The sequence below is a fragment of the Georgenia muralis genome, from assembly GCF_003814705.1.
Lineage (GTDB): Bacteria > Actinomycetota > Actinomycetes > Actinomycetales > Actinomycetaceae > Georgenia > Georgenia muralis.
In genome coordinates this window covers 1,732,746-1,755,205 of record NZ_RKRA01000001.1, presented here as the reverse complement: position 1 = coordinate 1,755,205, position 22,460 = coordinate 1,732,746, and the positions used below count along the sequence as shown (strand labels likewise).

Annotated in this window: 21 protein-coding genes, 1 tRNA gene and 1 pseudogene; 16 read left to right on the top strand and 7 right to left on the bottom strand. The window is 74.4% G+C overall.

Translation table 11 applies throughout. The features are described from left to right. Nucleotides 1-116 precede the first annotated feature (116 nt). The 4 genes from moeB to mobA are packed head-to-tail and all read left to right on the top strand — an operon-like array spanning nt 117 to nt 3,894. Nucleotides 117-1,424, top strand: coding sequence for a molybdopterin-synthase adenylyltransferase MoeB (moeB, locus tag EDD32_RS07755; RefSeq protein WP_123916392.1), 1,308 nt, complete (start codon nt 117-119; stop codon nt 1,422-1,424). A gap of 15 nt (nt 1,425-1,439) precedes the next feature. Then, a complete protein-coding gene (locus tag EDD32_RS07750; protein ID WP_123916390.1) occupies nt 1,440-2,702 on the top strand; it encodes a molybdopterin molybdotransferase MoeA in 1,263 nt (420 codons plus the stop codon). Continuing rightward, on the top strand, nt 2,699-3,187 hold the full coding sequence (moaC, locus tag EDD32_RS07745; RefSeq protein ID WP_281274865.1) for a cyclic pyranopterin monophosphate synthase MoaC: 489 nt from the start codon (nt 2,699-2,701) through the stop codon (nt 3,185-3,187). The genes EDD32_RS07750 and moaC overlap by 4 nt, the downstream gene beginning before the upstream one ends. Before the next feature lie 2 nt (nt 3,188-3,189). Next, nucleotides 3,190-3,894, top strand: a complete 705-nt coding sequence (mobA, locus tag EDD32_RS07740; RefSeq protein ID WP_123916388.1) for a molybdenum cofactor guanylyltransferase — start codon at nt 3,190-3,192, stop codon at nt 3,892-3,894. Between the two features lies 1 nt (nt 3,895). Here mobA and EDD32_RS07735 read toward each other — a convergent pair whose 3' ends face one another. Continuing rightward, entirely contained in the window at nt 3,896-4,441 is a 546-nt protein-coding gene (locus EDD32_RS07735; RefSeq protein ID WP_123920334.1) for a MogA/MoaB family molybdenum cofactor biosynthesis protein, read from the bottom strand. Nucleotides 4,442-4,886: 445 nt separating this feature from the next. On the opposite strand from EDD32_RS07735, the gene EDD32_RS07730 reads away from it, so the two are divergent. From EDD32_RS07730 to EDD32_RS07690, 9 genes are all read left to right on the top strand, one after another. Beyond that, nucleotides 4,887-6,113 (top strand): MFS transporter, encoded by a 1,227-nt coding sequence (locus EDD32_RS07730; RefSeq protein ID WP_246006040.1) that lies wholly within the window; start codon nt 4,887-4,889, stop codon nt 6,111-6,113. Between the two features lie 94 nt (nt 6,114-6,207). Further along, complete coding sequence (locus EDD32_RS07725; RefSeq protein ID WP_123916386.1) at nt 6,208-9,981, top strand: nitrate reductase subunit alpha; 3,774 nt, start codon at nt 6,208-6,210, stop codon at nt 9,979-9,981. Then, nucleotides 9,981-11,801, top strand: coding sequence for a nitrate reductase subunit beta (gene narH, locus EDD32_RS07720; RefSeq protein ID WP_123916384.1), 1,821 nt, complete (start codon nt 9,981-9,983; stop codon nt 11,799-11,801). Before EDD32_RS07725 ends, narH begins: the two co-directional genes overlap by 1 nt. Then, nucleotides 11,798-12,496, top strand: a complete 699-nt coding sequence (narJ, locus tag EDD32_RS07715) for a nitrate reductase molybdenum cofactor assembly chaperone (RefSeq protein WP_123916382.1) — start codon at nt 11,798-11,800, stop codon at nt 12,494-12,496. Before narH ends, narJ begins: the two co-directional genes overlap by 4 nt. Continuing rightward, nucleotides 12,493-13,266, top strand: coding sequence for a respiratory nitrate reductase subunit gamma (gene narI / locus EDD32_RS07710; protein ID WP_123916380.1), 774 nt, complete (start codon nt 12,493-12,495; stop codon nt 13,264-13,266). The genes narJ and narI overlap by 4 nt, the downstream gene beginning before the upstream one ends. 124 nt (nt 13,267-13,390) lie before the next feature. Next, nucleotides 13,391-13,795: a TOBE domain-containing protein gene (locus EDD32_RS07705; RefSeq protein WP_123916378.1), complete on the top strand. Its 405-nt coding sequence runs from the start codon at nt 13,391-13,393 to the stop codon at nt 13,793-13,795. A gap of 23 nt (nt 13,796-13,818) precedes the next feature. Continuing rightward, nucleotides 13,819-14,616 (top strand): molybdate ABC transporter substrate-binding protein, encoded by a 798-nt coding sequence (modA, locus tag EDD32_RS07700; RefSeq protein ID WP_246006039.1) that lies wholly within the window; start codon nt 13,819-13,821, stop codon nt 14,614-14,616. Between the two features lie 74 nt (nt 14,617-14,690). Next, nucleotides 14,691-15,431 carry an ABC transporter permease gene (locus EDD32_RS07695; protein ID WP_425459476.1) on the top strand — a complete coding sequence of 247 codons (741 nt, stop codon included), beginning with the start codon at nt 14,691-14,693 and terminating at the stop codon, nt 15,429-15,431. After that, the gene (locus EDD32_RS07690; RefSeq protein WP_246006037.1) at nt 15,428-16,594 is read left to right on the top strand and encodes an ABC transporter ATP-binding protein; all 1,167 of its coding nucleotides are present in this window, start codon (nt 15,428-15,430) and stop codon (nt 16,592-16,594) included. The genes EDD32_RS07695 and EDD32_RS07690 overlap by 4 nt, the downstream gene beginning before the upstream one ends. Before the next feature lie 6 nt (nt 16,595-16,600). Here the strand turns inward: EDD32_RS07690 and EDD32_RS07685 are convergent, their stop codons facing one another. Further along, complete coding sequence (locus tag EDD32_RS07685; protein ID WP_123916376.1) at nt 16,601-16,783, bottom strand: DUF1059 domain-containing protein; 183 nt, start codon at nt 16,781-16,783, stop codon at nt 16,601-16,603. Nucleotides 16,784-17,215: 432 nt separating this feature from the next. On the opposite strand from EDD32_RS07685, the gene EDD32_RS19770 reads away from it, so the two are divergent. Beyond that, nucleotides 17,216-17,734 (top strand): OsmC family protein, encoded by a 519-nt coding sequence (locus EDD32_RS19770; protein WP_123916374.1) that lies wholly within the window; start codon nt 17,216-17,218, stop codon nt 17,732-17,734. 73 nt (nt 17,735-17,807) lie between these two features. Here EDD32_RS19770 and EDD32_RS07675 read toward each other — a convergent pair whose 3' ends face one another. Next, nucleotides 17,808-18,176, bottom strand: a complete 369-nt coding sequence (locus EDD32_RS07675) for a hypothetical protein (RefSeq protein ID WP_123916372.1) — start codon at nt 18,174-18,176, stop codon at nt 17,808-17,810. Nucleotides 18,177-18,460: 284 nt separating this feature from the next. Here EDD32_RS07675 and EDD32_RS07665 point away from each other — a divergent pair. Then, nucleotides 18,461-18,887, top strand: a pseudogene (locus EDD32_RS07665) (flavoprotein); the annotation flags it as partial. Between the two features lie 36 nt (nt 18,888-18,923). On the opposite strand, the gene EDD32_RS07660 reads toward EDD32_RS07665, so the two are convergent. The 4 genes from EDD32_RS07660 to EDD32_RS07645 form a co-directional block, all read right to left on the bottom strand. Continuing rightward, complete coding sequence (locus EDD32_RS07660) at nt 18,924-19,526, bottom strand: TOPRIM nucleotidyl transferase/hydrolase domain-containing protein (RefSeq protein ID WP_123916370.1); 603 nt, start codon at nt 19,524-19,526, stop codon at nt 18,924-18,926. A 171-nt stretch (nt 19,527-19,697) separates the two neighbouring features. Continuing rightward, a complete protein-coding gene (locus EDD32_RS07655; RefSeq protein WP_123916368.1) occupies nt 19,698-20,567 on the bottom strand; it encodes an ABC transporter permease subunit in 870 nt (289 codons plus the stop codon). Then, on the bottom strand, nt 20,564-21,496 hold the full coding sequence (locus EDD32_RS07650; RefSeq protein WP_123916366.1) for an ABC transporter ATP-binding protein: 933 nt from the start codon (nt 21,494-21,496) through the stop codon (nt 20,564-20,566). Before EDD32_RS07650 ends, EDD32_RS07655 begins: the two co-directional genes overlap by 4 nt. Nucleotides 21,497-21,726: 230 nt before the next feature. After that, nucleotides 21,727-21,799: transfer RNA gene (locus EDD32_RS07645), tRNA-Arg, on the bottom strand. 173 nt (nt 21,800-21,972) lie between these two features. On the opposite strand from EDD32_RS07645, the gene EDD32_RS07640 reads away from it, so the two are divergent. Further along, entirely contained in the window at nt 21,973-22,440 is a 468-nt protein-coding gene (locus EDD32_RS07640; RefSeq protein ID WP_246006036.1) for a GNAT family N-acetyltransferase, read from the top strand. The last annotated feature ends 20 nt before the right edge of the window (nt 22,441-22,460 follow it).

The window sequence follows — 22,460 nt, the reverse complement described above, 5'->3', positions numbered from 1 at the left end:
TGCAGCCACCGACGAATCACTCGCGGTGTCCCGGGGGCGTCACCACCGGCGCCGGTCCGGGGGCCGGGCGGACCTGGGGCCCGGCCCACCCACGGCGTGCCGCCTACAGTGAGGCCATGCGCCTGTCCCCCCTCGTCGACCCGGGGCCGCCGCTGACCCGCGAGCAGGTCCAGCGCTACTCGCGCCACCTCCTGCTCGGCGCGATCGGCGACGACGGGCAGCGCCGCCTCCTGGCCGCCCGGGTGCTCGTCATGGGTGCCGGGGGCCTCGGCTCGCCGGCCCTGCTGTACCTCGCGGCGGCGGGGGTGGGGCACCTCGGGGTGGTCGACGACGACGTCGTCGACGTCTCGAACCTCCAGCGCCAGGTCCTCCACGCCGCCGCCGACGTCGGCCGGGCGAAGGTGGACTCAGCGGCCGAGCACCTGCGCGAGCTCAACCCCGACGTCACGGTCGAGCGGCACCACGTGCGTCTCGACGCGACCAACGCACGCGAGATCATCGCCGGCTACGACCTCGTGCTCGACGGGACGGACAACTTCCCCACGCGCTACCTCGTCAACGACGTGTGCGCTGAGCTCGGCGTGCCGCTGGTGTGGGGGTCGATCCTGCGCTTCGACGCCCAGGTCTCCGTCTTCTGGTCCCGGCCGCGCGCCGCGGCGGCTGCGTCGGCCCGCACCGCCTCCGGCCCCGCCACCGGCGAGACGCCCGCCGGTCCCACGCTGCGCGACCTCTTCCCCGCTCCGCCCCCGCCGGGGTCGACACCCTCGTGCGGGGAGGCGGGGGTGCTCGGCGCCATGTGCGGCCAGGTGGGCTCGGTCATGGCGGCCGAGGCCGTCAAGCTCGTCACCGGCAGCGGTGAGACCCTGCTCGGCCGGGTCCTCGTCCTCGACGTCCTCACCGCACGGTGGGCCGAGCTCCCGCTGCGCCCGCGGCCCTCCGGGACCGCGCCGCGCACCCGCGCCGAGATCGGGTACGACCCCAACGGCAGCCCCGAGGGCAGCACCGGGGCCGCCTGGTGCGCCCTGCCCGCCGGCGCTGCCCGGCCGGCCACCGACGACGCCGCCGACCGCCCGGAGATCACCGCCACCGCCCTCGCCCGTCGCCTCGCCGCCCGCGAGCGGGGGGACGACGACTTCGTCCTCCTCGACGTCCGCGAGGCCGCGGAGCGGACCGTCGTCGCGATCCCCGGCGCCGTGGGCATCCCGCTCGGCGAGGTGCTGGCCGACCCCGAGGGTGCGCTGCACCGCCTCGACCTCGCCCACCCGGGCGGGGTCTCGCGCGAGCTCCTCGTGCACTGCCGCAGCGGGGTGCGCTCCGCCCAGGCCGCCCGGGCGCTGACCGACGCCGGCGCGCGGGCCCTCAACGTCCGGGGCGGGGTCCTGGCCTGGGTCGCGGACGTCGACCCCACCCTGCCCACCTACTGACCGGAGGACCGAGCGATGATCAGCGTGGAGCAGCACCTCGACCGGGTGCTCGCCGCCGTCGGCCCGGCGGCACCGCGGCGCACCCCGCTCGCCGGGGCGCACGGGTGCGTCCTGGCCGAGGACGTGCGCGCCGTCGTCCCGGTGCCACCGTTCGACAACTCCGCCATGGACGGCTTCGCGGTCCGGGCCGCCGACGTCCGTGCCGCCACCACCGGCACCCCGGTCCGCCTGGCGGTCGTCGCCGACCTCCCAGCCGGGTCCGGCGAGCGCCCCGAGGTCCGGCCGGGCACCGCCGTGCGGATCATGACCGGCGCACCGGTGCCCCCCGGCGCGGATGCCGTCGTGCCGGTCGAGGACACCGACGTTCCCCCAGGTCCCCACCCCCTCCCGGCGACCGTGGAGGTCCGCCGGGCGGTCCCCCCGGGGACGCACGTCCGCCGGGCCGGCGACGACGTCGCCCGCGGCGCGGTCGTCCTGCGCGCCGGCACGCCGCTGCGAGCCCGGGACCTGTCCACCGCCGCCTCGGCCGGTCACGGCGAGCTCCTCGTCCACCCGCCCGTGCGGGTCGGCGTGCTCTCCACGGGGTCGGAGCTGGTGGCCCCCGGCACGCCGCTCGCCCACGGTCAGATCCCCGACTCGAACGCCGTCCTCGTCGCGGGCATGGTGCACGAGTCCGGCGGCGTCCCGGTGCTCCTCGGCTCGGTCGACGACGACCCCGACGCCCTGCGCGGCCTCCTCGCCGCCCGGCTCGGCGAGGTCGACGCGGTCGTCACCACCGGTGGCGTCAGCGCCGGCGCCTACGACGTCGTCAAGGAGGTCCTGGCTCCCCTCGGCGACGTCGCCTTCGACAAGGTCGCGATGCAGCCGGGCAAGCCCCAGGGCTTCGGCACCCTGCGCGACGGCGGGCGCCCGGTGCCGTTGTTCGCGCTGCCCGGGAACCCCGTGAGCGTGTTCGTCAGCTTCCAGGTGTTCGTCCACCCGGCCCTGACACGCATGCGCGCGCTCGTGGCCGGCGGCGCGCGCCCCACGGTCGCCGCCGTCGCCGCGCAGGGGTGGCGGTGCCCGGCCGGGCGCCGCCAGTACATCCCCGTCGTCGTGGAGACGTCGGACGCGCCCGACGGGTCGTCCGGGACCGTGCGCGTCCGGCCCGCCGCCGCGGGCGGCTCCGGCTCGCACCTCGTGGCCAGCCTGGCGCTCGCGGACGCCCTCGCGGTCGTCGGCGACGACGTCGAGGAGGTCCACGAGGGGGACGCGGTCCGCGTCATGATGGTGCCGTGACCACCACCCCGCCCAAGCTCACCCACCTCGACGACGCCGGCCACGCCCGGATGGTCGACGTCACCGGCAAGCAGCCCACCGTGCGCGAGGCGGTGGCCGTCGGCGAGGTGCGCTGCTCCCCCACGGTCATGGCCGCCCTACGTGAGGGCACCGTGCCCAAGGGCGACGTCCTGGCCGTCGCCCGCATCGCGGGCATCGCGGCCGCCAAGCGCACGCCCGAGCTCCTGCCTCTCGCGCACACCATCGGCGTGCACGGCGCGAGCGTCGACCTCGAGCTCGCTCCCGACCGGGTCCGCATCACCGCCACGGTCCGCACTGCCGACCGGACCGGCGTCGAGATGGAGGCGATGACCGCCGTCTCCGTCGCGGCGCTGGCGGTGGTGGACATGGTCAAGGGCGTGGACCGCTCCGCGGAGATCACCGGGATCAAGGTGGTCGCGAAGTCCGGCGGCAGGTCCGGGGACTGGCGCCGGCCCGAGGCCTGAGGATGACCCGCGACGCCCGGACCAGCCCCGCCGGCGACGACGCTGCCGGTCACCACACCGCCGGGACCACCGAGCCGTTCGACGCGGTGGTGCTCGCGGGCGGTACCGGGCGCCGGCTCGGCGGGGCCTCCAAGCCCGGGGTGGAGCTCGCCGGGCGCCGCCTCCTCGACCACGTCCTGGACGCCGTCGCGGGCGCCCGCCGCGTGGTCGTCGTGGCGCCCGACGACGTCGCCGTCCCGCCGGGGGTCGTGCGCACCCTCGAGGACCCGCCGCTCGGCGGCCCCGCGGCCGGCCTCGCCGCAGGCCTCGCGGCCCTGACGGACGGCGCCGCGCCCTGGACGGCGGTGCTCGCGTGCGACGCGCCCCGGGCGGGCACGGCGCTCGGGCGGCTCCGCGCCGCGGCCGCCGCCGTCCCGACGGACGCGCCCGGACGGCCCGGTCCCGACGGCGCGTGCCTGGTCGACGCGGCAGGATCGGTCCAGTGGCTCACCGGCATGTACCGCACGGCGTCGCTCCGGGCGGCGGTGGCCGGACCGGCCGGCGCGCGGGGCCGCTCCGTGCGCAGCCTCCTCGGCGACCTCGACATCGTCCTGGTCGGCGCCGTGGGTGAGGAGGCCGCCGACGTCGACACGTGGGCCGACCTCGACCGGCTCGAGGGGCGGACCGGGACCGGCCGCGCCGAGCCACCACCCGGCACGCGGACCTGACTCAGCCCTGGGGCGGGCGGGGGTGGTCGCCGCCCCCGAGCTGGTCCACGACGTGGTGGACCAGCGGGGCGAGCACCGCGACCACGTCGCGCACCCCCCCGGGGGAGCCCGGGGCGTTGACCACGAGGGCCTCCCCCGCGGCCCCCTCGGCGATGCCGGCGATCCCTCGGGTGAGCACGGCGGCCGGGACGGTCTGCGCACCACGGGCACGGATGGCCTCGGCGATGCCCGGCAGCTCGCGCACGAGCACCTGGCGGGTCCCCTCCGGGGTGCGGTCCCGGGGCGCCACCCCGGTGCCCCCGGTGGTGAGCACCACGCGCGCGCCCGCCGCCAGGGCCGCGGTGAGCGCGGCGGCGACGCTCTCGGCGCCGTCGGGGACCACCGTGACCTCGGCCAGCACGCCCGTCTCGGCCAGCAGCCGCGCGGCCAGCGGTCCGGAGGTGTCCTCGGCCTCGCCTCGTGCGCACCGGTCCGAGACGGTGACGACCGCACCGCGCACGGTCGACGGCGGCGGGCCGGCGGCCGCTGCCGCCCCGGCCGCTGCCACCCCGGCGGTCCGGCCTGCCGGCCGAGAGCCCGGCCGCTCGCCGTCGTGATGGTCCACCGGGACACCGTAGCGGGACGTGGGGCCGGGTGAGCGTCTCCGCCGACGTCGCTCCGACCTCGTCCCGGACCGCCCGAGGCGCTGTAAGAATTCCGGGAAAAATGGCCTGGTTGAATGATTTAGAAAAGGCGCCCGTCACATAAAACAGGACACGCCCTCGCCGGTTTCACAACCGGTCGGGTCCGTGCATAATCACTGCCAGGCGTCTGCAAAACCGCACGTCGGCGCCCCGTCCGACCAGGCCGCGGAGGATCCGGAGGTGCCCCGTGCGAGGGTTCCGTCATTCCGCGCAGCGTGTCGGCGCACAGCCAGGACGCCTATGGCTCTCCGCCCTCCGCGCCGCTAGCGTGTGGCGGGAACCGCATGAGCCGACCATCCGGAGGTCTCTGTGACGGCACCCAGCTCACCCGATCCCGCCCGCACGGCGGGCGCCAGGCCGGCGGGTGACCCAGGCCGGGCCAACCTCATGCTGTTCATGGCGACGCTGGGCTTCATGCTCAACTTCTGGGCCTGGGCGCTCATCGGCCCGCTCGGCTCCACCTACGGCGACGAGCTGCAGCTGAGCGCCGTGCAGGTCTCCGCCGCCGTCGCCGTCCCCGTCATCGTGGGCTCCCTCGGGCGGATCCCGGTCGGCGCCCTCACCGACCGGTTCGGCGCCCGGACGATGTTCCCCGTGGTCACCCTGCTGACCGTGCTGCCCACGCTCTTCACCGGCCTGGTGGCGCGCAGCTTCGTCACGCTCCTCATCGGCGGGTTCTTCCTGGGTCTGGGCGGCACCACGTTCGCCATCGGCATCCCGTTCGTCAACCGCTGGTTCCCGCCGGAGCGGCGCGGGATGGCGCTGGGCATCTTCGGCATGGGCACCGTCGGCACCGCCGTCGCCTCGTTCACCACCGTGGGCATCGCCGACGCGTTCGGTCTCCCGGCGCCGTTCATCCTCGTGTCGGTCCTGCTCGTCGCCTACGCCGTGGCGGCGCGCGCCCTCATCCGGGACGCACCGGGGCTGAGCCGGCCGGCCGGCTCGCTCGTCGCCCGCACGTGGGCGACGCTGAGGCTGCCCTCCACGCTCGAGCTCTCGCTGATCTACGCGATGGGCTTCGGCGGATTCGTCGCCTTCAGCGTCTACCTGCCCACCTACCTCGTCAACGCCTACGGCCTCGAGCGGGCCGACGCCGCGCTGCGCACCGCCGGGTTCGTGGTCCTCGCCGTCCTCGCGAGGCCCGTCGGCGGCTGGCTCTCGGACAGGTTCCACCCCATCCCGGTGCTGGTGGTCAACTTCGTCATCACCGGTGTGATGGCCCTCGTGGCGGCCGCCGAGCTCGCCCTCATGCCGCTCGGCAGCATCGCGTTCCTCACCATGGGCATCATGCTCGGCTCGGCCGCGGGCGCCTGTTTCGCGCTCGTGGCCAGGGTCGCTCCCCCGGAGAAGGTCGGGTCGGTCACCGGTGTCGTGGGGGCCGCCGGCGGCCTGGGCGGGTTCTTCCCGCCGCTGGTCATGGGCGCCTTCTACAGCACCACCGGCGACTACACCGGCGGCCTGCTCCTGCTCGCGGCGACGGCGTTCGGCGTCGCCGCCTTCACCTGGTGGCCGGTGCGCCGCAACGCGCACGGCTGACGACGACGAGACCCACCGACAGACACACCGACGAGACCCACCGCGAGACCGACACCGGCGCGACCCCCACCGCAGCCCTGGAAGGACGCCAGACATGACGGCAACGACGCCCCGAGGACCCGCCACCGACCGGGAGACCAACCCGCTGCTCAGGCTCGGCACGTTCCTGCGGCGGGGGGAGGCCTCGGAGGACCTGCGCCAGCTCTTCCTCACCGGCGGGCGCGAGGGCGACGCGTTCTACCGCGACCGGTGGTCCCACGACAAGGTGGTCCGCTCCACGCACGGGGTCAACTGCACCGGGTCGTGCTCGTGGAAGGTGTACGTCAAGGACGGGATCATCACCTGGGAGTCCCAGCAGACCGACTACCCCACGGTCGGGCCGAACTCACCCGAGTACGAGCCCCGCGGCTGCCCGCGCGGCGCCGCCTTCTCCTGGTACACCTACTCCCCCACCCGGATCCGCTACCCGTACGTCCGCTCGACGCTGCTGACGATGTACCGCGAGGCCCGGGCCCGCCTGGGCGACCCGGTGCTCGCGTGGGGCGACATCGTCGAGGACCCGGAGCGGTCCCGGCAGTACAAGGCGGCCCGCGGCAAGGGCGGACTCGTGCGGGCGACGTGGCAGGAGGTCGAGGAGCTCGTCGCCGCCGCCCACGTCTACACCACCAAGGCCTACGGCCCGGACCGGATGGCCGGCTTCACCGTCATCCCCGCGATGTCGATGGTCTCCTACGGCGCCGGGTCCCGGTTCTACTCCCTCATGGGCGGCTCGATGCTGTCCTTCTACGACTGGTACGCCGACCTGCCCGTGGCGTCCCCCCAGGTCTTCGGTGACCAGACGGACGTGCCGGAGTCCGCGGACTGGTTCAACGCCGGCTACCTCATCATGTGGGGCTCGAACCTCCCGGTCACCCGCACCCCCGACGCCCACTTCATGGTCGAGGCCCGCTACCGCGGTCAGAAGGTGGTCGCGGTCTCCCCCGACTACGCCGACAACACCAAGTTCGCCGACGAGTGGCTCGCCGTGCACCCGGGCACCGACGGCGCCCTGGCCATGGCGATGGGCCACGTCATCCTCAGCGAGTTCCACGTCCGCGACCGCACCCCGCGCTTCGTGGAGTACATGAAGCGCTACACCGACTCCCCCTTCCTCGTCAGCCTCGACGAACGCGACGGCGCCTACGTGCCGGGCAAGTTCCTCACCGCCGCCGACCTCGCCGGCGACGCCGAGCACGGCCACCTCGCCGACGGCGCCCACCCGGACTTCCGCACCGTCCTCCTCGACGCCGCCGGCACCCCCGTCGTCCCCAACGGCACGCTCGGGGACCGCTTCGGCCCCGAGGGAGCCGGTCGGTGGAACCTCGACCTCGGGGAGACCGACCCGCTGCTGTCGCTGGCCGACATCGCCGGCTCCGAGCCGGTCGCCGTCGACCTGCCCCGCTTCGACCTCACCCCCGAGCCCGGCTCGGAGACCGGCGCCCACCTCGGCGGGGCGGGCGTCCTGCGCCGCGGCGTCCCCGCCCGGCGGGTCGGCGGGCGGCTCGTCACCACCGTCTACGACCTGCTCCTGGCCCAGTACGGCGTCGCCCGGCCGGGTCTGCCGGGGCAGTGGCCCACCGGCTACGACGACGCCTCCACCCCGGGCACCCCGGCCTGGCAGGAGGAGATCACCGGCGTCCCGGCGGTGGCCGCGACCCGCATCGGGCGGGAGTTCGCCGACAACGCCGTGCGCTCCCAGGGCCGGTCCATGATCGTCATGGGCGCCGGGACCAACCACTGGTTCCACTCCGACACGATCTACCGCACCTTCCTCGCCCTGGTGACGATGACCGGCTGCCAGGGCGTCAACGGCGGTGGCTGGGCGCACTACGTCGGCCAGGAGAAGGTCCGGCCGATCACGGGCTGGTCGCAGTACGCGTTCTCGCTGGACTGGCAGCGCCCGGCCCGGCAGATGATCGCGACGGCGTTCTGGTACCTGGCCACCGACCAGTGGCGATACGACGGCCTGCCCGCCGACTCCCTCGCCTCGCCGCTCGCGACGGGCGCGTTCGCCGGCCGGACGACGGCGGACACGCTCGTCGAGGCCAGCAGGCGCGGCTGGATGCCCTCCTACCCGACGTTCGACCGCAACCCGCTCGATCTCACGGACGAGGCCGCCGCGGCCGGCAAGGAGGTCCCCGCCCACATCGTCGACGAGCTCGCGGCCGGCCGGCTGCACTACGCCGTCGAGGACCCCGACGCCCCGGAGAACTTCCCCCGCGTCCTGACCGTGTGGCGCTCGAACCTCCTCGGCTCCTCGTCCAAGGGCAACGAGTACTTCCTCAAGCACCTCCTCGGCACGGAGGCCTCCGTCCGCGCCGCCGAGTCCACCCCCGACCGGCGCCCGCGTGACATGGTCTGGCGCGAGGACGCCCCCGAGGGCAAGGTCGACCTGCTCACCACCATCGACTTCCGCAACACCTCGACGACGCTGTTCTCCGACGTCGTGCTGCCGGCGGCGACCTGGTACGAGAAGTACGACCTCAACTCCACCGACATGCACCCCTTCGTGCACGCGTTCACCCCGGCGATCAACCCGCCCTGGCAGACCCGCACGGACTACGCCATCTTCCAGTCGCTCGCGCGGCGGGTGGGCGAGCTCAGCCACGGCCACCTCGGCGTGCGCAGGGACGTGATCGCCGCGCCGCTGGCCCACGACACCCCCGACGAGCTCGCCACCCCGCACGGCGCGGTCGCCGCGATGGACCAGCTCCCGCCCACGCCCGGGGTGACGATGCCCAAGCTCGTCGTCGTCGAGCGCGACTACCCCAACATCCTGGAGAAGTTCAACGCCCTGGGGCCGCTCACCGACACGATCGGCATGGCCACCAAGGGCGTCTCGTTCGACCCCACCGAGGAGGTGCAGGCCCTCGGGGACAAGAACGGGCGCGCGACGTCGGGCGTCGCCGCCGGGCGGCCCCTGCTCGACAAGGACACCAAGGCCTGCGAGATGATCCTCGCCTTCTCCGGCACCACCAACGGGCGCCTGGCCACCCAGGGGTTCGAGTTCATGGAGAAACGCACCGGCACCCGGCTCGCGGACCTCTCCAGCGACCACGCGGGCACCCGGATCACCTTCGCCGACGTCCAGTCCCGGCCCCAGTCGGTCGTGACCTCGCCGGAGTGGTCCGGCTCCGAGCACGGCGGACGGCGGTACTCCGCGTTCGTCGTCAACGTCGAACGGCTCAAGCCCTGGCACACCCTGACCGGACGGCAGCACTACTACCTCGACCACGACTGGATGAGCGAGATCGGGGAGAACCTGCCGGTGTTCCGGCCGCCGCTGGACATGCACCGGCTCTTCGGTGACGCCGTCCCGGGCGCGATGACCACCGGGGGCGCCGACGCGACCGACGGCTCGGCCGGTCTCGCCGAGGTCGCGGTGCGCTACCTGACCCCGCACTCGAAGTGGTCGATCCACTCCGAGTACCAGGACAACCTCTTCATGCTCTCCCTCTCCCGGGGCGGGCCGAACATCTGGATGTCCCCGCAGGACGCCGCCAAGGTCGGCGTCAAGGACAACGAGTGGATCGAGGCGTACAACCGCAACGGCGTCGTGGTCGCCCGCGCGGTGGTCTCCCACCGCATGCCCGAGGGCACGGTGTACATGCACCACGCCACCGACCGGACCATCGACGTGCCCCGCACGGAGACCTCCGGGCGGCGCGGCGGCATCCACAACTCCCTCACGAGGGTCCTGCTCAAGCCCAGCCACCTCATCGGGGGCTACGCCCAGCTGTCCTACGCGTTCAACTACACCGGCCCGACGGGCAACCAGCGCGACGAGGTGACGGTCATCCGCCGTCGCAGCCAGGAGGTCGAGTACTGATGAAGGTCATGGCGCAGGTGTCGATGGTGATGAACCTCGACAAGTGCATCGGGTGCCACACGTGCTCGGTGACGTGCAAGCAGGCCTGGACCAACCGCACCGGCACCGAGTACGTGTGGTTCAACAACGTCGAGACCCGGCCCGGCCTGGGCTACCCCCGCACCTACCAGGACCAGGAGCGCTGGGGGGGCGGCTGGGTCCGGACGAAGCGGGGCAAGCTCAAGCTGCGCGCCGGCGGGCGGCTGAAGAAGCTCGCGACGATCTTCTCCAACCCCAAGATGCCCACGATCTACGACTACTACGAGCCGTGGACGTACGACTACGACATGCTCCTGTCCGCCCCGGCGAACCAGCGCACCACCCCGGTGGCCCGGCCCAAGTCGCTCCTCACCGGCGAGGACACGGCCATCACCTGGTCGGCCAACTGGGACGACGACCTCGGCGGCTCGCAGGAGATCGCCGTGATGGACCCGATCCTCAAGAAGATGAACGAGCAGGTCCACATGGAGTTCGAGAAGACCTTCATGTTCTACCTGCCGCGGATCTGCGAGCACTGCCTCAACCCGTCCTGCGTGGCGTCGTGCCCCTCGGGGGCAATGTACAAGCGGGCCGAGGACGGCATCGTCCTGGTCGACCAGGACCAGTGCCGCGGGTGGCGCATGTGCGTGACCGGCTGCCCGTACAAGAAGGTCTACTTCAACCACAAGACCGGCAAGGCCGAGAAGTGCACGATGTGCTACCCACGCATCGAGGTGGGCCTGCCGACGGTGTGCTCGGAGACCTGCGTGGGGCGGCTGCGCTACATCGGCCTGGTCCTCTACGACGCGGACCGGGTGGGCGAGGCGGCCGCCGTCGAGGACGAGCACGACCTCCTGGCCGCGCAGCGCTCGGTCTTCCTCGACCCGTTCGACCCCGCGGTCATCGACGCGGCCGAGCGCGAGGGGATCCCCCGCGACTGGGTGGACGCCGCCCAGGCCAGCCCGATCTGGAAGCTCATCTCCGAGTACGAGGTGGCCCTGCCCCTGCACCCGGAGTACCGGACCCTGCCGATGGTCTGGTACATCCCGCCGCTCAGCCCGGTCGTCGACGTCGTCACCGGCTCGGGCAACGACGGCGAGGACGCGCGGACCCTGCTCACCGCCATCTCGACCATGCGCATCCCCATGGAGTACCTCGCCGAGCTGTTCACCGCCGGGGACACCGCACCGGTGGAGCGGGTGCTGCGGCGCCTGGCGGCGATGCGCTCCTACATGCGCGACATCAACATGGGCGACCCGGGCGACGAGGAGATCGCCGCGGCCGTCGGCATGACCGGCGCCCAGGTCGAGGAGATGTACCGGCTCCTCGCGATCGCCAAGTACGAGGACCGCTACGTCATCCCCACCACGCACGCGGAGATCGCCCGCGGGCTGGAGGAGATGGCCTGCTCGCTGGACTTCGACGGCGGGCCGGGCATGGGCGGCCAGGGGCCGTTCGGCACCTCCTCGGGTCACCCGACACCAGTGAGCGTGGAGACCTTCCACGCCCTCAAGGAGCGGCAGACCGCGGACTCCCCGAACGTGCCCACCGGCGGCTCGAGGGTCAACCTCCTCAACTGGGACGGCCGCGGCGGCACCGACGGGCTCTTCCCGCCGGACGTCCAGACCGGCCGGGACCCGCGCAGCCTCGAGGTCACCGACCCGGAGGCCGCGCCCGGCTCCGGGCCCGACGCCCCGCACGCCGGCGGCGACCCGCTCCACGAGGCGGGTGGCACCCGCGCCACCGACGCCCGGCCCGAGGAGCCCGAGGTGGGCCCCGACCAGCCGGAGGACCGGCGATGAGCGGCCCCGCGCGCGTCCCGGCGCTCCCGCGGCTGCCGACAGTGGCGGTCAGTCCCGAGCAGCGGGCGGTGACGTTCATGGCCGCGTCGGTCCTGCTGGACTATCCCGGCGCGGACCAGCCGAGCCGTGTCGCGGCGGTCCGCGACGGCGTCGCCGACCTGCCGCCGCAGGTGCGCGAGCGCCTCCTGACCGTCGCCGAGCACCTCCTGGGCAGCGAGGGCGACGCCGCGGCCCGGCACTACGTGGCCACGTTCGACCTCAGGCGGAAGTGCTCGATGTACCTGTCCTACTTCCACACCGGCGACACCCGCCGCCGCGGCAGCGCGCTCGTGCGCTTCGTCGAGGCCTACCGGGCCGGCGGCTGGGAGGTCGACCGCGACGAGCTGCCCGACTTCCTCCCGATCACGCTGGAGTTCGCCGCCGTGGGCGACGCCGAGATCGGCACGTCGCTGCTCGCCGCGCACCGCGAGGGGCTGGAGGTGCTGCGCTCGGCCCTGACGTCGCTGGCGAGCCCGTACGCCGCCGCCGTCGAGGCGGTGTGCATGGTGCTGCCCCGGCCGACGCCCGACGTGGAGGACCGCTTCCTCCAGCTCATCACCGCCGGGCCGCCGACCGAGATGGTCGGGCTCAGCGCGCTCGGACCGTTGGAGCCGTTCGCCCCGGGCGGGGCGAGTCACGAAGGGGTGAGGGCATGAGTGCCACCGAGATCCTCCTGTGGGTGGTCTTCCCGTACGTCTCCATGGCGGTCTTCGTCGTGGGCATGATCTGGCGGTACCGCTACGACAAGTACGGCTGGACCACGCGCTCCTCCGAGCTCTACGAGCACACGATCCTGCGGCTGGGCTCACCGCTGTTCCACTTCGGGATCATCTTCGTCGGGCTCGGGCACTTCATGGGCCTCCTCATCCCCAAGGACGTCACCGAGGCCGTCGGCTTCAACGAGACGTGGTACCACTGGATCGCCACCTACATGGGGTCCGTGGCCGCGGTGATGACCATCGTCGGACTGGCGATCCTCATCTACCGCCGCCGCCGCACCGGCCCGGTGTTCCTCGCGACGACGCGGGTGGACAAGACCATGTACGTCCTCCTGGCCCTGCCGATCCTTCTCGGCACCTGGGCGACCGTGCAGCTGCAGCTCCTCGGCGACGGGTACGGCTACGACTACCGGGAGACCATCTCCCCCTGGCTGCGCTCGCTGCTGTACTTCCAGCCGCAGCCCGAGCTCATGGCGGACGTGCCGCTGCCGTTCAAGATGCACATCACGGCCGCGTTCCTGCTGTTCCTCGTGTGGCCGTTCACCCGGCTGGTGCATGCCTTCTCGGCGCCGGTGCAGTACTCGACGCGGCCGTACATCGTCTACCGCTCCCGCGAGGCCGGGAACACCACCCGGGACCCGCGCCGTGGCTGGGAGCCCTCGACCCGTCCCGGCGGCCGGAACCGCCCGACGAGCACGCGGAACTAGCGCCCACACCCCCGCCGGCGCGGAGCCGAGTCCGCACACCCCCGCACCAGCACCCGCGCACACCTCCGCGCCGGCGGCAAGGAACCGCCAGTGGTACCGCATCTGCGGCAGTACTCTCCTCTTTGTGCCGCACTACCGGATCTCTGACGCTGCCCGGCTGCTCGGGGTCAGCGACGACACCGTCCGCCGCTGGGTCGACGACGGTCGGCTGACGGCGCGTGCGGACACCGCGGGCCGGAAGACCGTCGACGGTGCCGAGCTCGCGCGGCATGCCCAGCAGCTGGCCGCCCAGCCCGCCGGGGACGCGGGGGTGAGCCGCTCGGCGCGCAACAGCTTCACCGGCCTCGTCACGCGCGTCGTCGCCGACACGGTGATGGCCCAGGTGGAGTTGCAGTGCGGGCCGTTCCGGGTGGTCTCGCTCATGAGCGCGGAGGCCGCCGCCGAGCTCGGCCTCGAGCCCGGCTCCACCGCGACGGCCGTGGTCAAGGCCACCAACGTCATCGTCGAGACCGTGCCGGGGCACGCGTGAGGAAGCACCGCCGGGCGCCCCGCGTGAGGCTGCACCACCGCGCCGGTGCCCTGCTCGTCGCGGTGCTGGCCGCGCTGGCGGGCTGCACGGGCGGCGGGAGCGACGGCGCCGGCGCGGGCGGGCCATCCGCCGGCACTGCGCGCAGCAGCGGTGAGGCGGGCGGAGAGCTCGTCGTCCTCGCGGCCGCCTCACTGAGCGAGGTCGTGGAGGAGCTGGCCGCGGCCGTCGAGGCGGCCCACCCGTCGGTCGAGGTCACGCTCTCCTTCGGCGGGTCGGCCGACCTCGTGGCCCAGGTTCTCGCCGGCGCCCCGGCCGACGTGCTCATGACCGCCGACGAGACGACGATGACCCGGGCCGAGGACGACGGCGCCGTCACCGCCCCCGTGGTGGTGGCCGAGAACTCCCCCGTGCTCGTGGTGCCGACCGGCAACCCGGCGGGGGTCACCGGCCTCGACGACCTCGACGGTGCCGCGCTCGTCGTCTGCGCACCCCTGGTGCCGTGCGGGACCGCCGCGGCCGAGCTGGCCCGGCGCAACGGCGTCACCCTGGCTCCGGTGAGCGAGGAGTCCGCCGTCACCGACGTCCTCGGCAAGGTCACCTCCGGGCAGGCGGATGCCGGGGTCGTCTACGCCACGGACGCCCGCCGGGCCGGCGGGGCCGTCGACGTGGTCGACGTCCCCGGCTCGACGGACGTGCTCAACCGCTACCCGGCCGCGGCGGTGATCGGCGGCGACGCCGAGCTCGCCGCGCTGTGGCTCGACGCCGTCACCGGGGAGCCCGGCCGGACCGTCCTGGCCGACGCCGGCTTCACGCTGCCGTGAGAGGCTCCGTCCCTCGCGGCGCCGGCGGCCGGCGGCCCGGCGCACGGACCGCCGGGCTGCCACCGTGGGTGTTCGTGCCCGCCGCGGTCGCTGCGACGCTCGTCGCCCTGCCGGTCCTCGGCATGCTCGCCCGGGTGCCGTGGGACCGTCTGCCCGGGCTGCTGACCACCGACTCCGCGCTGGCCGCCCTCGGCCTCAGCCTGCGCACCTCCGTGGCCGCCACCGCGATCGTGGTCGTCCTGGGCGCCCCGCTCGCGCTCGTCCTGGCCCGCACCCGGCTGCCGGGCCTGCGGGTGGTGCGCACCCTGGTCCTTCTCCCCCTCGTCCTGCCGCCGGTCGTCTCGGGCCTCGCCCTCCTGGCGACCCTGGGCCGGCGGGGACTGCTCGGCGCCCGGCTCGAGGCGCTCGGCGTCGACATCGCCTTCTCGACCGCCGCCGTCGTCCTCGCCCAGGCGTTCGTCTCGCTGCCCTTCCTCGTCCTGTCCCTCGAGGGGGCCGTGCGCACCGCCGGCGGGCGATACGAGCAGGTGGCGGCCACCTTGGGCGCCCGGCCGACCACCGTCCTGCGGCGGGTGAGCCTGCCGCTGCTGCTGCCCGCCCTCGGCTCGGGCACGGCACTGGCGTTCGCCCGCTCCCTCGGCGAGTTCGGCGCGACCCTCACGTTCGCCGGCTCCCTCGAGGGCGTCACCCGGACCCTGCCGCTGGAGATCTACCTCCAGCGCGAGACCGACCCCGAGGCGGCCCTGGCGCTGTCGGTCCTGCTCGTCGCGGTCGCCGTCGTGGTCGTCCTGGCGACCCACCGGACGCGGCGGTGAACGGCGCACGGGCCGGCGCGTCCGCGGGGGACGTCCGCACGGCGGCCGGGGGCGAACCCGCGGCCGTGGCGGTGCACGCGGAGGTGGCCGCCCGGGGTTTGCGGCTCGACGTCGAGGCCCGGCCGGGCCGCGTGCTCGGTGTGCTCGGCCCGAACGGCGCGGGCAAGTCCACCCTCCTGGCGCTCGTCGCCGGGCTGGCGGCGCCGTCCTCCGGCACCGTCCACGTCGCGGGACGCCTCGTCGCGGGCCCGCGCACCTGGGTCCCGCCCCACGACCGCCGCGTCACTCTGCTCGCCCAGGACCCCCTGCTCTTCCCCCACCTCACGGCTCTGGACAACGTCGCCTTCGGTCCCCGCGCGGCGGGCACCGGGCGCCGGGACGCCGACCGCCTGGCCCTCGAGCTGCTCGGCCAGGTGGGGTGCGCGGACCTGGCCGAGCGGCGACCGGCGGCCCTGTCCGGCGGCCAGTCGCAGCGGGTGGCCCTGGCGCGGGCACTGGCACCCGACCCCGAGGTGGTTCTCCTGGACGAGCCGCTCTCCGCGCTCGACGTCGGCTCCGCAGCCGAGATGCGCCACCTGCTGCGCGGCGTGCTGCGTGGCTCCGGCCGGACGGCGGTCCTGGTCACCCACGACCTGCTCGACGTCCTCGCGGTCGCCGACGACGTCGTCGTGCTCGACGGCGGGACGGTCGTGGAGGCCGGGCCGGTCGGGGAGGTCCTCACCCGTCCGCGGTCCCGCTTCGCCGCCGAGCTCGCCGGCGTCAACCTCGTCCTGGGTCACCTCGCCGCCGACGAGGACGCCGTCATCGCCCCGGCCGTGAACCGCGGTGCCGAGGCGGACAAGACGAGCCCGCCACCGCTCGTGGTCCACGGGCTCGTCGACGCCGGGTGCGTCCCGGGGGAGGCGGTCGCCGCGACGTTCGGGCCGCGCGCCGTCTCGGTGCACCGGACGCCGCCCGGGGGCAGCCCGCGCAACGCCGTGCCCGTGCGGGTGGGCGCGCTCGAGCGCCAGGGCGACCTCGTCCGCGTCCGGGGCACCGCCGCCACCGGGCACGCCCTCGCGGCGGACATCACGCCCGCCTCCGTGACCGCGCTCGACCTCGCCCCGGGCACCGAGGTCCTCTTCAGCGTCAAGACGGCCGAGGTGACCATCTTCCAGGCGTGAGCGGCCCTAGACCTCGTCCTTGAGGGTGCGGCGCGTCTCGTCCCACAGCTCCGGGCTGTCCTCGTGCCCGTGGACGGAGATGGCGTGCTCGACGGCGGCCCGCACCACCTCCTCCTCCTCACCCGAGATGGTGAGGGTGCACCCCATGACGCTCGGGGTGTCCCGGCAGTCGGCGACCTTCCTGACCATGTCGGCCTCCTCCGCGGGGCCGGAACGTCGCCCGGCCGCCCGCTACCGTCGATGGTCCACCCCCTTCGTCCACCGGTCAACGGTGATTTCCCACCATCCGGGACGGATCACGCCGGGCGTCCCGACCGGCGGTCGGCGCTGGACCGGACCGGGCGCCCGCCCGCTACGGTCACGCCCATCCACCGGCCGGCAGGGCCGGTGCCGGACCCGACGGGAAGGAGCACTGCGATGACCGGGACGACCGTCCGCCCGCCCCTCCCGACGACGCCGCCGCCGGCCGGGACCCGAATGCACGGCCGCGCGTCCGGGGGACGGGTCATCCGGTGACCCCTCCCGCGTCGGACCGCCCCGGGGCGGTCCCAGGCCGGGCGCGCGGCGACGACGCATCCCCCCCCCCCCCCCCCCCCCCCCCCCCCGCCACAGGAGAAGACCATGACCACCACCGTCAGCACCGCCAGCGAGAGCCCCACCGCCGTCAGCCCCGTCCGCGCCTACGACCCCACGCCGCGGCTCGCCGACTTCAGCGCCGCCGGGCGCTGGAAGGGCCGGCTCTCCACCACCGTCGAGGCCCGCCGCTTCGGCTTCACCGTCGCCGAGCCGACCTCGCTCGGCGGCACCGACGAGGCCGCCAACCCCATCGAGTACCTGCTGGGCTCGCTCGCCGGGTGCGTCTCCGTCGTCGTCGAGACCGTCGCCGGTGAGCTCGACGTCCCCGTGGCGGCGTTCGAGAGCCATGCGACCGGAACCCTCGACATCCGCGGGTTCCTCGGCACCGCCGACGTCTCGCCGCACTTCCAGCAGCTCACCCTGACGCTCACGCTCACCACCTCGGTGCCGGAGGCCGAGCTGGCCGAGCTCAAGGACCAGGTGCGGCGCCGCTGCCCCCTGCTGAACCTCCTCACCGACGCCGGCGTCGACCTGCGTGAGGTGTGGGTGGTCCGCCGCCCCTGACCGGCGGACAGCGAGGAGGGGCCGGGCGGGTGCGCACCCCGCCCGGCCCTTCGTGCGGCAGGGGGCGCCGTGGTCAGGGCAGGACGAACCCGAGCAGCAGGCCGGCCGCGACCAGGACGGCGCCTGCCGCGGCCAGTGCCCGGGCGCCGCGGTAGGGCGCCGTGAGCGACCACCGTTGCGGGTCGCCCGAGTGATACCAGAGAGACACGACCTCACCCTTGGCCGGGACCGGGCGCGGAGGCTCGGCCTCGTGCAGGCGCGTCCGGCTGTGCCAGCGCAGGCGGTGGGACCCGTCCTCCAGGACGACGTGGACCGCCTCCGTCCGGCGCCACCGGACGTACAGCCCGCGCACCACGAGGGCCGCCAGGATGAGCGCCAGCCCGGCGTTGCCGGCGGCAGCAGCGATCGACTCCGTCACTGCAACGCCGTCCGGCCCGGTCACCGGCTGAGCGTAACCCGGCGCGACCGTCGCCCGGGGACCGGCGTCAGCGCCCGACCACCGCGCTGCGCCGCTCGAGGAGCACCGTGTCCCGCCACCGCCCGGCGAGCTCCCCGTGGCTCATCCGCCGTCGGGCGGGCGGACCGGCCCTTCCTCGTGCGCACCTCCGTGGACGGCCGGGTCGAGCTCCTCACCTCGGCGAGCGTCGCCGCGCTCGACGTGGCGCCGGGGGGCTGTCAGGTCGACGTCACGCTCACCCGCGCCGTCGGTGACCGACGCGCCTGCGGGTGGACGCGGTGGCGGGCGCGACGGGCTTCCGACCGGACCTGGACATGCTGCGCGAGCTGCGGCTCGACCTCGACCCCGGGCTGGAGGCGCCCAGCGCCCTGGCGCCCGCTGATCGACCCGGAGCACCACTCGTGCGGCACCGTCCCGGCCCACGGCGCGACCACGCTCGCCCACCCCGAGCCGGGCTTCTTCGTCGTAGGGATGAAGTCCTACGGACGGGCCCCGACCTTCCTGCTCGCGACCGGGTACGAGCAGGTCCGCTCGGTCGCTGCGCACCTGGCCGGGGACGTCGAGGCGGCCGGTCGGCTCGAGCTCGAGCTGCCCGAGACGGGCGTGTGCTCGACGAGCCGGGCGGTCATCAGCGTCCCGACCGGCCTGCGCCACGGCCGCTCGGCGTCGGTCGGCGCCTCGGATCCACGTCCCTGAGGAGCGACCGGGTAGGCGTCCACGCGTCCTACGCGGTCACGTGCCGGAGCAGGGCGTCGAGCGGCTCGGGCACACGGTCCAGGTCGAGGTGCTCGACGAACAGCCCGGCAGGGCCTTGCGCCCGGCGGTGGTGCCGAGAAACCGGTGCAGCTGGTGCGCGACCGGACGGACCCGCTGGGCCGGCTGGCGCTGGAACCGGCGGAACAGCTCGAGGTCACCGTTCGCCGCCAGCACGTCCTCCGTGGCGGAGACACCGAGGCCGCGGGTCAGCTCGTCCTCCAGATCGGCGATGCAGAAGAAGAACCCCGCGTGCCTCAGGTCCGATCCCGTGACCGGCCCGCGGGCCCCGGCCGAGACGAGCCCGCGCCGGACGAACCGCTCCTCCCCGATGTCGAGCAGCCCTGATGCCGGGACCCCCAGGTGGCCCAGGGCCCTAAGGTGGCGGCCCACGTTGGTCGCGCCACCCATCGGCAGCACGAGGACACCCTCGCCGGGCAGGTCCCGACCGCGCCGGACGGCGAGCCGCTCGACGGCCACCTGGTCGCTGACCCCCTCGACCAGGGCGACGACCCGCGCGCCCCGGACGCCGGAGGGCACCGGCGCCACCTCGCGGCCGTCCCGAGCGGGGTCCTCGCGCACCATCACACCTCACCACCCGAGGCCCGCCGCGGCCAGCCGTCCGACGGCCGGACGACAACCCGCCGGCCCGGCCCGCGCCGCCGTCGCCCGCTGGGCCCGAGGGGCCCGCGGACCGGACGGCGCCGGTGGGGGTCGACTCCCCACCGGCGCCGTGCGGTCCGGAAGTTCCGGTCAGGCGTCCCGACGACGAAGCAGGACGGCCCCGGCGGCCAGGGTCACCACCGCGTAGGCGGCGATGACGCCGACGCCCTCCCAAGGAGTGAGCAGCTCGTTGCCGCCCATGGCGCCGCTGACGCCGAGGAAGGCGAAGGAGGCGGGCAGCGGCAGCATGCTGGTGACGTCCTGGACCCAGTCGATGCTGATGAGCTGCAGCACGCCCGGGAGGAGCAGGAGCAGTCCGAGGACCGCCGTGATCGAGCCGGCGGTGTGCCGCAGCACCGTCGCGATGCCGAGGGCCAGGAGCGCCGTCGCGACGAAGAAGTAGATCGTCCCGCCGAAGACCTGCCAGGTCTGGGCGTCGTCGAGGGCGGGAACCAGGCCGTGGTCGTCGAGGAACGGCCGGGCGGAGAGGTAGGACGCGGCGATGCTGACGATCGCGACCGCGACCGTGACGACGGTCAGCACGATGCCCTTGGCGGCGAGCACCGGGAACCGGGAGGGCACCGCGGCGAGGGTGGACCGGACCATGCCGGTGGAGTACTCCCCGGTCATGAGCAGGGCGCCGAGCACGGCGACCGTGACGATCCCGAGCTGGGACCCGGTGGTGACGAACTCGGCGCCGTGCGGGAGCGGGGCGCCGACGGGCCCATCACCGACGATCTCGGCCAGGGACGCCGAGGCGGCGAGCGCGATGAGCGCCATGAGGGCGACGGTGGTGGCCAGCGTCCACCAGGTCGAGCGCAGCGAGAGGAGCTTGATCCACTCCCCGCGCACGACGCCGGCGAAGCTGAGCTCGGCGTGCACGTCGCTCGTGTGGTGCGGATCGACGGTGGCGCGCCGCGGGCGGTCGGTTCCCGTGGTGGGCACGGTGGTGGTGGTCATCTCGCGGCCTCCATGGCGGCTGGGGCGGTCTCGGAGCGGTACTCGACCGCGTCCTGGGTCAGGTGCATGTAGGCCTCCTCAAGGCTCGCGCGCCGAGGCGTGAGCTCGTGGAGGACGATCCCGTGGCGGGCGGCGGTCTCGCCGACCTGCTCGGCGCTGATGCCGCGGAGCTCGACCACCCCGGTCTCGGGGATCGTGACGGCGGCGCCGTCGGCCTGGGCGAGGGCGGCGAGGTCGGCGGCCTGCGGGGAGCGGACCCTGACGGCGGAGCCGGTGGCGCCGTCGATGACGTCCTGGACGGGCCCGGCGGTGATGATCCTGCCGCGGCCGATGACGAGGAGCTGGTCGGCGGTCTGCGCCATCTCGCTCATGAGGTGGGAGGAGAGGAAGACCGTGCGGCCCTCGGCGGCGAGCCGGCGGACGAGGGTCCGGACCCACACGACCCCCTCGGGGTCGAGCCCGTTGACCGGCTCGTCCAGGATGAGGGTCCGAGGGTCGCCGAGCATCGCGGAGGCGATGCCGAGCCGCTGGCCCATGCCCAGGGAGAACCCGCCCACGCGCTTCCCGGCGACGCCGGCCAGGCCGGTCATCTCGATGACGTCGTCCACCCGCCGCGTGGAGATGCCGTGTGTGGCGGCCATCGTGCGCAGGTGGGAACGGGCGGACCGTCCGGTGTGCACCGCCTTGGCGTCGAGGAGGGCACCGACCTCGTTCAGCGGGGAGCGGTGCGCGGCGTAGGGCTTGCCGTTGACGGTCACGGTCCCGGCGGTCGGCCGGTCGAGCCCGACGATCATCCGCATCGTCGTGGACTTGCCCGCCCCGTTGGGGCCGAGGAACCCGGTGACGGTGCCGGGCTCGATGGTGAAGCTGATCTGGTCGACGGCGACCTTGTCGCCGTACCGCTTGGTGAGGTTTCGTGCCTCGATCATGGCCTGACTCTCGTGTCGTCTTGCCCGGGCGGGGACCTCCTGGCCTGGTGCCGGGAGGTCCTCGCGTTCGTGTCGCTCTCGAGTCAACCGCTCGGCAGGGGCGCGGGGGAATGAGGGACAGCCCTGATCGGACCCCGGTATCTCGGGTCCCGGCGTCGGGGTCGCACCCTGGTGGCACACCGGAGGACGACGAAGGCCCTGACCCGCGTTGGCGGGTCAGGGCCTCACTGTGCGCCCGAAGGGACTCGAACCCCCAACCTTCTGATCCGTAGTCAGATGCTCTATCCATTGAGCTACGGGCGCATGGCCACTCGGGCCAAAGGAGACTTTAGCGTGCCCCGCCCGACGGTCCAAACGGTGACCGGGTGAGGCTCCTCACCGGGCCGGGCGCGCACGGCCGCCGTCGTGGTGGCCCGGCACGTCCGGCTCCCGGCGTCCCGGGAGCCCCACCGTGCACCAGCGCCTACATTCCTCTCGTGCCCGACCTCATCATCACCGTGGAGGATCCCCGCTCCCCCGAGGTGCTCCGGATCCTCGACCGGCACCACGCCTTCGCCCACAGCCAGAGCCCGCCGGAGGACGTCCACGCCCTCGACGTCGAGGGCCTCGCGGAGCCGGGCGTGAAGCTCTTCGGTGCCCGGCGGGGCGGGCGGCTGCTGGCGATCGGGGCACTGAAGCGGCTCGGTGCCGACCACGCCGAGCTCAAGTCGGTCCACACGGCCGAGGAGGCCCGCGGGCAGGGGCTCGGCAGCGCCGTCGTCGCACACCTCCTCGACGTCGCCCGCGCGCAGGGGTACACCCGTGTGAGCCTCGAGACGGGCCCGATGGAGGCGTTCGAGCCCGCGCGGCGCGTCTACGCCCGAGCCGGGTTCCGCCCGTGCGGGCCCTTCGGCGACTACCGCCCCAGCCCGCACAGCGCGTTCATGACGATCGAGCTGGGCTGATCCGCGAGCGGCCGCCGACA

Bases quoted from the DNA above. Each gene is read 5' to 3' on its own strand.
- moeB (WP_123916392.1), top strand. From the start codon at position 117: ATGCGCCTGTCCCCCCTCGTCGACCCGGGGCCGCCGCTGACCCGCGAG.
- EDD32_RS07750 (WP_123916390.1), top strand. From the start codon at position 1,440: ATGATCAGCGTGGAGCAGCACCTCGACCGGGTGCTCGCCGCCGTCGGC.
- mobA (WP_123916388.1), top strand. From the start codon at position 3,190: ATGACCCGCGACGCCCGGACCAGCCCCGCCGGCGACGACGCTGCCGGT.
- EDD32_RS07725 (WP_123916386.1), top strand. From the start codon at position 6,208: ATGACGGCAACGACGCCCCGAGGACCCGCCACCGACCGGGAGACCAAC.
- narH (WP_123916384.1), top strand. From the start codon at position 9,981: ATGAAGGTCATGGCGCAGGTGTCGATGGTGATGAACCTCGACAAGTGC.
- narJ (WP_123916382.1), top strand. From the start codon at position 11,798: ATGAGCGGCCCCGCGCGCGTCCCGGCGCTCCCGCGGCTGCCGACAGTG.
- narI (WP_123916380.1), top strand. From the start codon at position 12,493: ATGAGTGCCACCGAGATCCTCCTGTGGGTGGTCTTCCCGTACGTCTCC.
- EDD32_RS07685 (WP_123916376.1), bottom strand. From the start codon at position 16,783: ATGGTCAGGAAGGTCGCCGACTGCCGGGACACCCCGAGCGTCATGGGG.
- EDD32_RS19770 (WP_123916374.1), top strand. From the start codon at position 17,216: ATGACCACCACCGTCAGCACCGCCAGCGAGAGCCCCACCGCCGTCAGC.
- EDD32_RS07655 (WP_123916368.1), bottom strand. From the start codon at position 20,567: ATGACCACCACCACCGTGCCCACCACGGGAACCGACCGCCCGCGGCGC.
- EDD32_RS07650 (WP_123916366.1), bottom strand. From the start codon at position 21,496: ATGATCGAGGCACGAAACCTCACCAAGCGGTACGGCGACAAGGTCGCC.